Origin of the sequence: Cronobacter sp. EKM101R (assembly GCF_963888145.1) — a bacterium.
Taxonomy (GTDB): domain Bacteria; phylum Pseudomonadota; class Gammaproteobacteria; order Enterobacterales; family Enterobacteriaceae; genus Cronobacter; species Cronobacter turicensis.
In genome coordinates this window covers 329,482-343,671 of the sequence record NZ_CAWPHW010000042.1, presented here as the reverse complement: position 1 = coordinate 343,671, position 14,190 = coordinate 329,482, and the positions used below count along the sequence as shown (strand labels likewise).

The 14,190-nt window shown below is 57.0% G+C and carries 15 protein-coding genes; 6 read left to right on the top strand and 9 right to left on the bottom strand.

Annotation, left to right across the window (positions count from 1 at the left end; translation table 11 throughout):
• Positions 1-7 precede the first annotated feature (7 nt).
• Together yihT and yihU are read right to left on the bottom strand one after the other, a co-directional pair.
• A complete protein-coding gene (gene yihT, locus AACV31_RS19045) occupies positions 8-883 on the bottom strand; it encodes a sulfofructosephosphate aldolase (protein WP_165155031.1) in 876 nt (291 codons plus the stop codon).
• A gap of 24 nt (positions 884-907) precedes the next feature.
• Positions 908-1,807: a sulfolactaldehyde 3-reductase gene (yihU, locus tag AACV31_RS19040; RefSeq protein ID WP_165155033.1), complete on the bottom strand. Its 900-nt coding sequence runs from the start codon at positions 1,805-1,807 to the stop codon at positions 908-910.
• 211 nt (positions 1,808-2,018) lie between these two features.
• Between yihU and AACV31_RS19035 the strand changes: the two genes are divergently transcribed.
• From AACV31_RS19035 to fabY, 6 genes are all read left to right on the top strand, one after another.
• Positions 2,019-2,918 (top strand): sugar kinase, encoded by a 900-nt coding sequence (locus AACV31_RS19035; protein WP_165155035.1) that lies wholly within the window; start codon positions 2,019-2,021, stop codon positions 2,916-2,918.
• 36 nt (positions 2,919-2,954) lie between these two features.
• On the top strand, positions 2,955-3,761 hold the full coding sequence (locus AACV31_RS19030; protein WP_075197270.1) for a DeoR/GlpR family DNA-binding transcription regulator: 807 nt from the start codon (positions 2,955-2,957) through the stop codon (positions 3,759-3,761).
• Between the two features lie 125 nt (positions 3,762-3,886).
• Positions 3,887-4,486: a glucose-1-phosphatase gene (yihX, locus tag AACV31_RS19025; RefSeq protein WP_007765614.1), complete on the top strand. Its 600-nt coding sequence runs from the start codon at positions 3,887-3,889 to the stop codon at positions 4,484-4,486.
• On the top strand, positions 4,480-5,349 hold the full coding sequence (locus AACV31_RS19020) for a virulence factor BrkB family protein (RefSeq protein WP_105538142.1): 870 nt from the start codon (positions 4,480-4,482) through the stop codon (positions 5,347-5,349). The genes yihX and AACV31_RS19020 overlap by 7 nt, the downstream gene beginning before the upstream one ends.
• Positions 5,346-5,783: a D-aminoacyl-tRNA deacylase gene (gene dtd, locus AACV31_RS19015; RefSeq protein ID WP_015742978.1), complete on the top strand. Its 438-nt coding sequence runs from the start codon at positions 5,346-5,348 to the stop codon at positions 5,781-5,783. Before AACV31_RS19020 ends, dtd begins: the two co-directional genes overlap by 4 nt.
• A gap of 44 nt (positions 5,784-5,827) precedes the next feature.
• Entirely contained in the window at positions 5,828-6,769 is a 942-nt protein-coding gene (fabY, locus tag AACV31_RS19010) for a fatty acid biosynthesis protein FabY (protein WP_007765611.1), read from the top strand.
• Between the two features lie 227 nt (positions 6,770-6,996).
• Here the strand turns inward: fabY and AACV31_RS19005 are convergent, their stop codons facing one another.
• The 7 genes from AACV31_RS19005 to AACV31_RS18975 form a co-directional block, all read right to left on the bottom strand.
• Positions 6,997-8,679 carry an AsmA family protein gene (locus tag AACV31_RS19005; RefSeq protein ID WP_165155037.1) on the bottom strand — a complete coding sequence of 561 codons (1,683 nt, stop codon included), beginning with the start codon at positions 8,677-8,679 and terminating at the stop codon, positions 6,997-6,999.
• Positions 8,680-8,800: 121 nt separating this feature from the next.
• Positions 8,801-10,201, bottom strand: coding sequence for a nucleobase:cation symporter-2 family protein (locus AACV31_RS19000; RefSeq protein WP_075197266.1), 1,401 nt, complete (start codon positions 10,199-10,201; stop codon positions 8,801-8,803).
• Between the two features lie 293 nt (positions 10,202-10,494).
• A complete protein-coding gene (locus AACV31_RS18995; protein ID WP_075197265.1) occupies positions 10,495-11,064 on the bottom strand; it encodes a fimbrial protein in 570 nt (189 codons plus the stop codon).
• 309 nt (positions 11,065-11,373) lie between these two features.
• Positions 11,374-11,967, bottom strand: a complete 594-nt coding sequence (locus AACV31_RS18990; protein ID WP_165155039.1) for a fimbrial protein — start codon at positions 11,965-11,967, stop codon at positions 11,374-11,376.
• Positions 11,968-12,164: 197 nt separating this feature from the next.
• Positions 12,165-12,749 (bottom strand): fimbrial protein, encoded by a 585-nt coding sequence (locus tag AACV31_RS18985; RefSeq protein WP_165155041.1) that lies wholly within the window; start codon positions 12,747-12,749, stop codon positions 12,165-12,167.
• A 55-nt stretch (positions 12,750-12,804) separates the two neighbouring features.
• Entirely contained in the window at positions 12,805-13,368 is a 564-nt protein-coding gene (locus AACV31_RS18980; RefSeq protein ID WP_165155043.1) for a fimbrial protein, read from the bottom strand.
• A 180-nt stretch (positions 13,369-13,548) separates the two neighbouring features.
• Complete coding sequence (locus AACV31_RS18975; RefSeq protein ID WP_105538135.1) at positions 13,549-14,097, bottom strand: fimbrial protein; 549 nt, start codon at positions 14,095-14,097, stop codon at positions 13,549-13,551.
• Positions 14,098-14,190 lie beyond the last annotated feature (93 nt).

Sequence of the window (14,190 nt, the reverse complement as noted above, 5' to 3'; positions counted from 1 at the left end):
TCTCCTTTCAGCGGCGAGCCATCATGTCGTCCACAACTTCCCCTAAGCGGCGTAGCTTCGGCAGCGCCACGTCGCGCAACATCATGTCGGTATCCGGCAGCCCGATAACCGACGACCAGACGGCGCGCCCGGCGAGAAAACCGCTGGCGCCCGCGCTCATCGCGATGCGCACGGCGCGCGGGAAGAGCTTTTCGTCGACGCCGGAGGAGAGGATCACCCACGGCATATTGATCTGGTCATGGAGTTTCTGCGACGCGCTTAATAGCGCCTGCGCGTCGCCGCGCCCGGAAAGCGGCATCTCGACTTTGTAGAGATCCGCTCCGCTGTCGCCGAGCTCTTTCGCCGCCGCGATAATCGCCTGTTCGCGGTCGAACTTGTCACCGCGGCGCGGCGGGCGCACCACCGGCTCAATGATGCTAAGCAGCCCCTGCGCGTGGCATTTCTCATTGAAGGCTTTCACCATGGCAAGGCGCTGCTGCGGATCTTCATCGCTGCGCCAGAGCACCAGCAGCTTGAGCGCCTTGCCGCCATGCTGGCGTACCGTCTGCGCGTCGATGGCGTCATCCAGCGTCACGCTGTCGACGGGAATACCGTTGCCGGGGATAAACTGGTCGGCGGCGACAATCATCGCGCAACTGTCTGCGATGGCCTTTTGCTCCACCACCTGCGGATAGCAGAACTGACGGTCCACCAGAATGGCGGACGCGTATGGCGAGAGAATGCGCGCCGCGTTGAGTTTAAAATCGGTCAGTACGGCATCGGCGACCGGCGTCGCCGCGCCTGCGGCGGCGAACATCAGGCGCATCGCTTCGCGCTGATCCACCGCCAGCATGGCGAAACCGCCGGACGGGCGGGCAATCTCTTTCAGGGTATATTTTTCCATTAACGTTTTCCTTCAGGGGTAATGTCAAAGCGTGGCCTGGCGCGGCGTCAGCCCGGCGCTGACGCGTACCTGTTCTAAAATCGCGGACCAGTCCTGGCGACCGCGCCCGCTGGCGCGCGCCTGGCTGTACACTTCGCGCGAGGCGGCGCCGAGCGGCATCGGCACGTGCAGCTGATTCGCCACGTCCAGCGCGATGCCTAAATCTTTATGGGCAAGATCAATCATGAAGGCGGGCGAGAGATCGCCTTTGAGCACTTTGTTGGGCCACGAGGTGGTGAAGTGGCCTTTGCCGGCGGGCGTGCCGCTCATCACCTGGAGCGCCACGTCGAATGAAAGCCCCAGCGCTTCGCACAGCACGGCGGCTTCGGCGGAGAGCGCATTGAGCGCGATGCTCATGTAGTTATTGATAAGCTTGACGCGAATACCCATCCCCGGCCCGCCTGCGCGGATGAGCTCCGAGCCCATCGCCATCAGCACCGGCTCGGCACGCGTCACCTGCTCCGGCGTACCGCCCGCCAGCAGCAGCAGCGTGCCGGATTTCGCGTGATCGGAAGTGCGGCCCACCGGCACATCCATCATGCCGAAGCCGCGCGCGGCAAGATCGTGAATCAGCCTGTCGGTTTGCAGCGGATGAATGGTGGACATGTCGATAACCAGCGCTTCGCGGGAGAGCGACTGGCAGACGCCGTTATCGCCAAGCAGCACCTCGCGCACCAGCTCTCCGTTCGGCAGCATGGTTATCACAAATTCCGCGTTTTGGGCGGCGGCCTGTGGCGTTGCGCACGCCACCGCGCCCTGGGCGGCCAGCGTTTGCACAGCCCCGGTATTCACATCGCAAACCTGCAACCGGTGTCCGTGGCGCAGCAGGTTTGCCGCCATCGGCGCGCCCATCTGCCCCAACCCGATAAATGCAATCGTCGCCATAACATGCTCCTGTCAGCGTAAAAGCGGGATGTCAGTTTTGTCATACAGCATGGATTATTTCTGTCTGTTTATGAGCGTATTTGTAATTTAAAGTCAAAAAATTGACAGCTATCACTTTTTTACGATCCGGGGAAATTAAAATGCCGCTATGTTGATTGACAGGAACAGTGACGGGCGCAGGCCCGCCCTGAGCGCAAACAGAGAGGAAGCTATGGTTCGCATCGCGTGTGTGGGTATTGCCGTACAGGATCGCATTTATACGCTGGAAGCCCTGCCGCATGAGGGCGGCAAATATGTGGCGCAACAGTACCGCGAAGTGGGCGGCGGCCCGGCGGCAACGGCGGCCGTGGCGGCGGCCCGGCTGGGCGCGCAGGTCGATTTTATCGGGCGCGTCGGCGATGACGCGACGGGCGCGCAACTGCTGGCGGAGCTGGAATCGCTGGGCGTGAACACGACGCGGGCGCGGCAGGTAAAAGGGGCGCGCTCGTCGCAGTCGGCCATCCTTGTGGATGCCGCGGGCGAAAGGGTAATCGTTAACTACCCAAGCCCCGATTTGCCCGATGACGCCGCCTGGCTCGATGACATCGATTTCAGCGGCTACGACGCGGTGCTGGCGGATGTGCGCTGGCATGAAGGCGCGACGCGCGCGCTAACGCTGGCGCGCCGGGCCGGGGTGATGACGCTGCTCGATGGCGACGTCACGCCGCAGGATATCCGCTCGCTGGTGGCGTTGAGCGATCACGCCGCATTCTCGGCGCCGGGACTGGCGCGCCTGGCGCCCGGCATGTCGCCGGAAGACGGACTAAAATCAACAAAAACGCTCACGCGCGGTCATGTTTACGTCACGCTCGGCAAAGAAGGATGTCTGTGGCTGGAAGATGACGACACGCTGCGCCGCCAGGCGGCGTTCGTGGTTGAGGCGGTGGATACCACCGGCGCGGGCGACGTTTTTCACGGCGCGCTGGCGGTGATGCTGGCTCGCGGCGAGCCGCCGCAGGAGGCGGTGCGCTTTGCCAGCGCCGTCGCCGCGCTGAAATGCACCCGCCCTGGCGGACGCGCCGGTATCCCCGACTGTGATCAAACCCGCTCTTTCCTGTCACTTTTTGTATAAAATGCCCGGCGAGCAATGATTTTAAGGGGATCGTTCATGAGCCTTACCGGAGTGACGGGCAATCCGCGCCACGATCAGCTGATCGGGCTTATCGCCGAGCGGGGATATATGAATATCGACGAGCTGGCGCAACTGCTGGACGTCTCCACCCAGACGGTGCGGCGCGATATTCGCAAGCTAAGCGAACAGGGACTGATTACCCGGCATCACGGCGGCGCGGGGCGCGCTTCAAGCGTCGTGAATACCGCCTTTGAGCAGCGCGAAATCTCTATGACCGACGAGAAAATCGCGATAGCCCAGGCGATTGCCGATTATGTGCCGGACGGCTCAACGCTGTTTATCACCATCGGCACGACGGTGGAGCAGATTGCGCGCGCGCTGCTGAATCATAGTCATCTGCGCATTATCACCAACAGCCTGCGCGTGGCGCATATTCTCTATAAAAACAGCCGTTTTGAGGTGATGGTGCCCGGCGGGACGCTGCGCCCGCATAACGGCGGCATTATCGGCCCTGGCGCGTCGGCCTTTGTGGAAGGGTTTCGTGCGGATTATCTGATAACGAGCGTCGGCGCGATTGAGAGCGACGGCGAGCTGCTGGAGTTTGATGTGAACGAGGCGAACGTGGTGAAAGCCATGATGGCCCACTCGCGGCATATCTTACTGGCGGCCGATCATACGAAATACCACGCCTCAGCCGCCGTCAGTATTGGCAACCTTTCGCAGGCCACGGCGCTCTTTACCGACCGCCAGCCTGGCGCATCGCTGAGCGGTATTTTAAAAGCCCATCAGGTCGAGCTGGTGCAGGCGGAATCGCCGTCTGGCGACGACGACACCGACCGCTAATTTCCTTCCTCTACGCGCGGGCGATGCAAAACCCGCGCGTTAGCACACCCGCGCGTTAGCACATAGTCAAAGTTCAGCTTTCTCGCTACAGTTAACTTTCACATGGCCCGAAAGGAGAGTGAGTCATGCTCTATATCTTTGATTTAGGTAATGTCATTGTCGATATCGACTTTAACCGCGTGCTGGGCGTCTGGAGTGATTACAGCCGCGTGCCGCTGGCGAATCTGCGGCAAAGTTTCTCCATGGGCGAGGCGTTTCATCAGCACGAGCGCGGCGAGCTGAGCGATGAGGATTTCGCGAAGGCGTTATGCGAGGAGATGGCATTGCCGCTGAGCTTTGAACAGTTCTCCGCGGGCTGGCAGGCGGTGTTCGTCGGGCTGCGCCCGGAAGTGATTACTATCATGCAGCAGTTGCGCGAGCAGGGGCATCGCGTGGTGGTGCTGTCCAACACCAATCGGCTGCATACCACGTACTGGCCGGAACAGTATCCGGAAGTGCAAGCCGCCGCCGATGCTATCTATCTCTCTCAGGAGATGGGGATGCGCAAGCCGGAGCCGGAAATCTACCAGAAGGTGCTGGAGCAGGAAGGCTTTAGCGCTCGCGACGCCGTGTTTTTCGACGATAACGAAGCGAATATCGACGGCGCGCGCAAGGCGGGCATTACCAGCGTGCTGGTGACTGACCGTAAAACCGTGCCTAACTATTTCTCGAATCCTGCATGTTAAAATCCGTTCATCAAAAAGCGGCCCGTCGTACCGGGCCGCTGCTCGCCTGGCTTAAGCTGCTGTGGACGCGGATCGATGAAGATAATATGACGACGCTTGCCGGTAACCTGGCGTATGTGTCGTTGCTCTCGCTCGTGCCGTTTGTGGCGGTGATTTTCGCGCTGTTCGCCGCGTTCCCGATGTTTTCCGACGTCAGCCTTCAGCTACGCCATTTTGTTTTCGCCAACTTTATGCCCGCCACGGGTGACATTATTCAGCGCTATATTGAACAGTTCGTTGCCAATTCCAGCAAGATGACGGCCGTTGGCGCGCTGGGGCTGATTGTCACCTCGCTGCTGTTGATGTACGCCATCGACAGCGCGCTGAACACGATCTGGCGCAGCACCCGTAAACGCCCGAAGGTTTACTCCTTCGCGGTGTACTGGATGATCCTGACGCTTGGCCCTCTGCTCGCGGGCGCGAGCCTGGTGATTAGCTCTTATCTGCTGTCGCTGCGCTGGGCGAGCGGCTTTACGACCATGATTGACGAAGTGCTGCGTATTTTTCCGCTGCTGCTGTCGTGGCTTTCGTTCTGGCTGCTCTACAGCGTAGTACCCACCACGCGCGTGCCGGCTCGTGATGCATTGATTGGGTCGCTGGTAGCCGCGCTGCTGTTTGAGCTTGGCAAAAAGGGCTTCGCCCTTTACATCACGATGTTCCCTTCGTATCAGCTGATTTACGGCGTGCTGGCGGTGATCCCTATCCTGTTTCTCTGGGTCTACTGGACCTGGTGCATCGTCTTGCTTGGTGCGGAAATTACTGTCACTCTCGGGGATTATCGCCAGTTACGACAGGCCGCCAGAGAAGAAGCTGAATCCGTATGATTGCATTAATTCAACGTGTGACTCACGCCAGCGTGCGCGTGGGAGAAGAAGTGACGGGTGAGATCGGGCCGGGACTTTTAGTCCTGCTGGGTGTCGAAAAAGAAGACGACGAGCAGAAAGCGAACCGACTATGCGAGCGTGTGCTGGGCTATCGCATCTTTAGCGACGAGCAGGGCAAAATGAACCTGAACGTGCAGCAGGCTGGCGGCAGCGTGCTGGTGGTGTCGCAATTTACGCTGCCGGCGGATACCGAAAAAGGCCTGCGCCCAAGCTTTTCGCGCGGTGCGCCGCCTGAGCAGGCGCAAGCCCTTTATGACTATTTTGTCAGCCGTTGCCGGGCCGCGGGCATCACCACAGAAACAGGACGTTTCGCCGCTGATATGCAGGTCTCACTAACGAATGACGGCCCCGTGACGTTCTGGTTGCAGATATGAACCAGATGCCATCGTGGTCGCGGACAACAAGAGAGAGTACCGCTATGTATCACCTTCGTGTACCCGAAACAGAAGAAGAACTTGAGCGCTACTACCAGTTCCGCTGGGAGATGTTGCGTAAGCCGCTGCATCAGCCGAAAGGCTCCGAGCGGGACGGCTACGATGCGATGGCCCATCATCAGATGGTGGTGGATGAAGAGGGCAACCCCGTCGCCATCGGGCGGCTGTATATCAACGCCGATAACGAAGGCTCGATCCGCTTTATGGCGGTCGACCCGGCGGTGCAGGAGAAAGGCCTCGGTACGCTGGTGGCGATGACGCTGGAGTCGGTCGCACGCCAGGAGGGCGTGAAGCGCGTGGTCTGTAGCGCGCGCGAGGACGCCGTGGAATTTTTCGCCAAGCTGGGGTTTGTGAATGAGGGTGAGATCACCACGCCGCAAACCACGCCGCTGCGCCACTTTCTGATGATCAAACCGATAGCCTCGCTGGATGACATTCTTCACCGCGCCGACTGGTGCGCACAGTTGCAGCAGGCGTGGTATCAGCATATTCCGCTCAGTGAAAAGATGGGCGTGCGGATCCTGCAATATACCGGGCAGAAATTCATTACCACGATGCCGGAGACCGGCAACCAGAACCCACACCAGACGCTGTTCGCGGGGAGCCTGTTTTCGCTGGCGACCCTGACGGGCTGGGGGCTTATCTGGTTGATGCTGCGCGAGCGGCACCTTGGCGGCACGATTATTCTGGCCGACGCGCATATTCGCTACAGCCGACCGATTACCGGCAAACCGGGCGCGGTGGCGGATTTAGGGTCGCTGAGCGGCGATCTCGACCGTCTGGCGCGCGGGCGCAAAGCGCGCGTGCAGTTGCAGGTGGAGCTTTCGGGCGACGAGATACCCGGCGCGGTGTTTGAAGGCATTTATATCGTGTTGCCCGCCACCCCCTTCGGGCCGCTGGAAGAGGGCGGCAACGAGGAGGAGTAAGCGTCAGGACCGGGTGTTGTTTGATCCGATGGGTTTTGGCGCTGATGGGTTTGGTGGGTGCGCTGCGCTTACCCACCCTACGGGGGTCTGGCGCTGGTGGGTTCGGTGGGTGCGCTGCGCTTACCCACCCTACGGTGCTACGGAACTGTGACGTTAACGCGATAACGTAGGGCAGGTAAGCGAAGCGCACCTGCCGTCTCTTTCTGCCTGCCCTCACTACCTGGCCATCACGCCCCCGGCACAACGCCGTTCTGCATGGTTTGCTGTACCGGCTGCCCGTTTTTCACTGTCGCCTGCAACTGCCCGTTAACGCTCGGGCGCAGCGGCGCCTCTGCCGCCAGACTGCCGCTTACGGTGAGCTGTAAATTACCGTCGCCCTCCAGCGGCACCTGCGGCCATCCCCAGTTATGCAACACATTAACCGGCACCGCGCGACCATTCAGGCTCACTGTCGTCATTCTCTGCGGCAACTGGGAAATCGTCGCGGTGGCCTGCAACATCCCCTGGCCCGCAAACGCGCTCAGCTCGCTAATCGCGATGGTGGAAGGGTTCGCGTTCAGGGTCAGCGACGGGCGACGAACGTCGACGCGGTTAAACGTCGCGGCGGCGGCGTTCAGCGTGGCGTTGCCGCCCCAGATGCCCCATTCGCCGTTACGCGCCAGCGCCAGATTATTGCCCCATGCGTCCAGCGCGGTGAGCTGGAACGGCCATTCAGGATCGATATCGATAATCAGGTTGCGGCTGCCGGAGAGCTTTTTCACCGTCACGGTTTGCAGCCACGCGGGCAGTTTCTCCTGCCAGCGCTTTTTCCAGTCGGCAGGCAGAGTGTACTCCAGGCCCGCCAGCGCCAGCTCATCAAGCGTCAACGCGTTGCCTGCCCGCTGCCAGTCGCCGGAGGTTCTTACCATGCCGCCCTCCCAGCGCGAGCTAAACTGACGCAGCGCCACGCCCTGCGTTGAGAGATCGGCATTCACGATAGGGTCGAGAAAATGCAGCGAGCCGTAGACCACCTCGCTGGCGTTCATCGACACCTTGCCGTCATCGCTCTGCCAGCTGCCGTTCACCAGCGTCAGATTACGCAGGCTGATATCCAGATCGGTCGCCGCCCAGCCCGGCCCTTCAAGCCGCGCGTCGGTGACGTCAACGCGCCCGAGCGCGAGCGAGGGCAGCGTCGTCAGCGGTTGCAGCAGGTCGCTCACGGATTTCGCGGTTTGCAGACGGATATCGCTCAAGCGCAGGTTATCCACCACCCAGCCGCCGTTCGCTAACCGACGCGCGTTGCCGGTGAGCGCGCCGCGGGCGATATCGGCCCCGAGATTGGTGATGGTCACCTCGTTGTTATTGATTTCGCCCTGCACCAGCACGTTGCTGGCGGGCATCCCGTTTAGCGTCAACGAGCCTGCGCTCAGGGCGATATCCGCCTTGCTGCCGAGGATTTTCCCGGCTTCCGGCAGCCACGGGCTGATACCACCATTAACGCGCTGCGCGCTGAGATCCCAGCCGGTTTTTGGGCTGTTAAACGCCATATCGCTCAGTTGAAGCCGGTCGGCGCGAAACGGCAGCGGGGCGGTGGAAGGGGATAAATTCAGCGTGCCCTTGTAGAGCAAAATGGTATCGACGTGCATCGGCTCGGTGAGCTGGCGGCTGCTCAGGCCGATCTCCACCTTTTGCGCCACCAGCGTGGCGGGCTGGCCGCTGCGCCCGAACGTGACGTTTTTCAGCACCAGATGCGAAGGCGCGGAGAAGCTATGGTCCATTTCATCAAAGGTGATGTGGTAACCGCTGTGCTGGTTTACCCAGCCGGTGAGCCAGCCCGCGCCCCAGCGCGTCTGTAATAACACATAGAGCGCGAGCAGAATCAGCAGAACGGCGGCGATCAGCGCAATGATGAGCTTTCCGAGAAATTTCATTGTCTTCCATCCTGTGAACTTCCGATGATGGATTTATGCACTATTCGGGCGAATTGCTCAAGGCGGGGATTGTCAACGGAGGTGTCAGCGATGGCGGCGTGGCGCCGCCATCGGCAGGGGATCAGTCGTTGGACTGTTTTTCCGGCGGGAAAATCAGATTCAGCACAATGGCGGTAATGCCGCCCGCGGCGATGCCGGAGGAGAGCAGGTTTTTCACCCAGTCCGGCGCGAATTGCAGGATCAGCGGCTGCTGCGAGACGCCGAGGCCCGCCGCCAGCGACAGCGCGATGATCATGATCGCGCGGCGGTTTAACGGCTCGCGGGAGACGATACGCACGCCGGAAGCGGCGATGGTGCCAAACATTACAATTGTCGCCCCGCCCAGCACCGGCTCAGGAATATGCTGAACGAAACCGCTCACGGCCGGGAACAGGCCGAGCGCAATCAGCATCAGCGCCACCACAAAGCCCACATAACGGCTGGCGACGCCGGTCAGCTGGATAACGCCGTTGTTTTGTCCGAAGCAGGAGTTCGGGAAGGTGTTGAACACGGCGGAGACAAACGAGTTCAGGCCGTTCGCCAGCACGCCGCCTTTCAGGCGTTTCATATACAGCGGGCCGGAGACCGGCTGTTCGGAGACGTCAGAGGTGGCGGTGATATCGCCGATGGTTTCCAGCGACGTGATCATAAAGACCAGCATCAGCGGCAACAGCAGGTTCCAGTCGATGCCAAGCCCGTAATGCAGCGGCGTCGGGATCATGATCAGCGCGCTTTGCGCAGGCGCCGCGGTGTGCGGCAGCATGTCCATCGCCCAGGCCAGCAGATAACCCACCGCCATCGCAATCACCAGCGAGGCGACGCGCAGGTACGGGTTACGCTGGCGGTTAAGGAGAATAATCACCGCCAGCACCGCGCCCGCCAGCAGCAGGTTTTTCGGCGCGCCGAAGGTGTGATCGCTCATCGCGGCATAGCCGCCGCCAATCGACGTCAGCCCAACCTGAATCAGCGACAGGCCGATGATCATCACCACCACGCCGGAAACCAGCGGTGTGATAATCCGGCGCGCCAGGTGCAGAACGCGTGAAATGACCATCTCGGTGCAGCTTGCCAGCATCAGGGTGCCGAACAGCGCGGCCATCATGGTGGGCACGTCTGCGCCGCCGGTTTTCAGCGCGGTACCACCCATAATGAGCGGCGCCACGAAGTTGAAGCTGGTGCCCTGAATAGACAGCAGCCCGGAGCCGACCGGCCCCCACGCTTTGATCTGAATAATCGATGCCACGCCGGAAGCAAACAGCGACATGCTGATGATGTGCTGCGTGTCCTGCGCGGGCAGCCCCAGAGCCTGACAAATCAGCAGCGCAGGCGTAATCACCGCCACGAACATCGCCAGAAGATGCTGGCAGGCGGCAAACAGCGTTTGCGGCAGGGGCGGCCGGTCTTCCAGACGGTAAATCAGTTCGCTATTCTGCGCGGGCGCAACCGTTTGCGCATTTTCAGACTCAAGGGTGTTAACGGACATCGACATAATCCCACGGTGGAAAAGCGGACATTCTAGCGAAGTGAAAATCAAAAGCAAACGATTGCACAGAGTGTTGATAAGATCAGAAATGACGGTTTTCAGGCAACGTTATAACCAGCGCGATCTACAGCAAACGCACCGCCGTTTTCCTTACGTAATGTGTTGGTGCGCAGGAGGCGATAAAGGGCCAGAGAGCGTGGTTCGCGAAGATGGGTAAAGGTGAGGATGGTCGCTGCGCCGCAGGGGAGAGTAGAGCGATAAAATCTCCTCTCCCGCAGGAGAGGAGGGCGGGATTACAGACGTTCCACCTGTACCGTCAGGCGAGCGTACATATCACCGGGAACGACGTCCTGGTTCGTTAATTTCACCAGTTGCATACCAAAAACCATATTACCGGATACGTCATCCGTCACGTCTAACGTTTCGTTATTAATCGCAATCGGGGTGTTATCTTCTTTGAAAATGCCGATCCCGACGCCTTTCGCGCCGTTATCCGTGACATAAGCGCTGTTCGCTAACGTGGTGCCATCCGCATCATCAGCGTCACCGATAAATTTCACGCCAAGCTTTCCATCCGCAGCGGCCTGTGCACAGCTGTCACTTTTTTGACCAACATTATCAATAAAAATACTGACTAAACGTGGGTCAGTAGCATTGCTGCCCTGGGGAATCATTTGCGATACGGAAGCATTCAGTACGATCATTTCCCGGGAAAGCGTCACCTCGCAACGCTCCGCCGTTGAATTAACGGTGCCTGAAATCGCAAGTGTTGCCGGAACATCCTGCGTTTCAGGGGCGGCATAAGCGATACCCGAAGTCAGCAGCGTGCCCAACAGCAGACCAGACATAAATTTTTTTTTCATCATTGATCCTTAATATAAAAATGGACGGTATGTTATTCAATGCTATATTCAGCATGAATAAGGACTATTTTGATTATTGCTATTTTGAATGACTTCTCCCGGCAAGCGGTTGTCAGGAGATACCTTTGCTTAATTCTATAATGAAGAATTTTACGCGCCTGTATATTTAATGCGATGGTCTTTCATTATTCATTCATTAGCTTTATATAATCGTTTGCTCAGCAGAGTATCTTGACGCGTGGGTAATTAAGTAACGCTGTATTAACCGACTTTCATTGAACCTCCTCTCCGCCGGAGAGGAGGGCGCTGTTAAAGACGCTCGATTTGTACAGTCAACGCACCGTAAACTGCCCCAGGGGTCACTTGCTGATCGGTCAGTTTCACCATTTCCACGTTAAATTGCACGGCGCCTCTGAGATCGTCCGGAAGGGTTGCTGCGACATTTAATGTGTCCTTATTAATGGCGATAGGTGCATAGTCGCCAGGCCCGAAGATACCCAGGCCTACGCCTTTGGCCCCATTACTCTCAGTATACGCATTCGCCAGCGTTGTGCCGTCGGCATCATCCGCTGCGCCGGTAAATTTCAGCGCGATTTGCCCGGCCTTTACAGCCTCGCTGCAGGCAAGGTTACTTTCGCCTTTATTATTTTTCCCTGAAATATAGGCCATAACATGAGTAGGATTAAGAGCCTTATTTCCCTGCAACGGTAAACGGTTAACGTTTTCTTGAAGGTAAACTAATGTCTTATCGAAGGATACGACACAGCCCGCAACGTCAGGCGTGATAACGCCGGATAACGATAATGTTGCCGGTGAATCCTGGGTATTGGTATCCGCCATCGCTTGCGCTGTGCCTGCCATCAGAAACGCGGCGAGCGCTGTGTTTAATAGTCTCATTTTCATTTTTGTTTCCTTACATTTGTTTATGGAATTAAAGCTTTCCCCAGAGGCATTCACGATTGTATGAAGTGGTGCCTGTGTTGGCTTTGACGTCCCTGCTACATAAATAAAAAGGGATGCTTCATTTTGCCTGTTGTAATTTTTATATGTGATCTCATCCGTCTTGTTACAAATCGTTATGTTTCTTTCATTAAAGAAAATTACAGACGTTCGATTTCGACGGTCACGCTCCCGGCGATCATGCCGGCAGTAATTTCTGTATTGGTCAGTCTGACTGGCTGTACGCCAAAGGTGACTGACGGCGTATTGGTTACCGGGCCGATATTGCTTACGGGTAACGAATCGCTGTTAATAGCAATGGGGGTATTATTTTCGTTAAAGAAACCAAAACCGACCCCTTTAGCCGCATCTTCTGCCGTGGCGTATTGATTTGCTAATGCGGTCCCATCTGCGTCATCTGCTTTCCCAACGAATTTTACGGCAATCTGGCCGGCTTCCACCGCTTTGGAACAGAAGTTACCGTTTATATCATTATCCTGAATAGATACGGTCACGGTTTGAGGCTGGGTCGCATTATGACCCTGGTAGATAACTTCTCCAGCATTCATATTGAAGTAAAGGTTTTCTTTAGACAGCGACACCCGGCAACCTTTGTCTGAAGATAACACTACGCCCGAAATGGAGAGCGTAGAGGAAACATCCTGAGGTGTGGTCTCTGCCTGAGCCGCGCCTGCAACCAGTAATCCGCCAATAACAAACATCCCGGCCATTTTTTTATTTTTCATGATTATTCCTTGATTTTTCAGTAAAAGCGCCTGCCTTCCGACAAGCGCAGAAGAATTACAAACGTTCAACCTGGAACGTAATATTGCCGGCTACGGCACCTGTTTTAACGGTCTCGCCTTTTAACTTAATCAGCTGTAATCCGATAATTTTGGTCGCCGTGTTTGATCCTGGCGATAAATTATAGATTTCGCTGGCATTAAGGGGCGTTTTGTCATGATTAAAGAGACCAATACCTACACCTGTCGCGGCGTTTTCGCCGACAGCAGTATTGGCAAATGCTGTACCGTCAGCATCATCGTAGGTGCCGACAAATTTGACAGCGATTTTGCCATCGTAGAGTTGTTTATCGCATTCAGAAATCTGACTGGTACTGGATACGCTGAACGTCATTTCCTCCGTAGATGTGCCATTCTGACCTTGCTCAATTAAATTGTTAGCCGAAGCAGTAAGATTAATCATCTCCTGATTTAGCAAAATTTGACATTGATCCGTTTTATTGGCGGACACGGTGCCTGAAATATTAAGCGTCGCAGGAACATCCTGCGTCGTGGTCGTGGCATAGGTCGCTGAAGAAAAGCATACAGCTGCGACTGCCAGCCCTGATATGATTTTTTTCATAGTACAATCCTTATAAATGAATATTACAATCCTGCAATTAACGCCGGGTCTGTGGTATTAAAAAAGGCATATCTCCGGCCCTGCAAAAAAGCTATGCCTTACCGCTTTCTTTATTGCGCCATCAGGCACTCGGCCTGTCCGTTATCGATGACGATTGGCTGCTAAGGAATTGTGCTGCGATTACAGCCGTTCGATATCTATCGTTAATACCCCGTGTACGGTGCCGGCCGTTGCTGTGCGATCTTTAAGCTTAACCACCTGGAAGCCAACGCCCTGTCCTGAATTCTGCGACACGGCAATACCGCTACCGTTAATACTCACAGGCTTACCCGTATTATCAAAAAGCCCGATGGCCACACCGGTAGCCGCATTTTCACCCGAGCTCGCATTGGCCAGCGCGCTACCCAGGCTATCGTCTGCCGTGCCCAAAAACCGATAAGACAGCCGCCCCTGCTCAATCAGGGCATCACACTGCGTGTTTCCTTCAATATGGAACGGGACAAATGACATACTGTCGGCCGTGTCGCCCTGATTGATGAGATTTGAGACATCTCCTCGTAAATAGAGAGAACTGACGCTGGTACCGAGCGTACAACGTGCTTCCGTATCGCCGGAAACAGTACCGGTAATCGTAAGCGTAGCGGGAACGTCTGCGGCATTCATTTCCGCGTGGGCGACTGACGCTATAAATAAAGCCGATATCATCAGTCCTGATGATAATAATTTCATGTCATAACTCCTGAACATGAGTATTCATTGTGAAAGAATTACCTGACCCATTCCGCAATATCATCGGTGATAAGAATGATACGGGGGTAATAT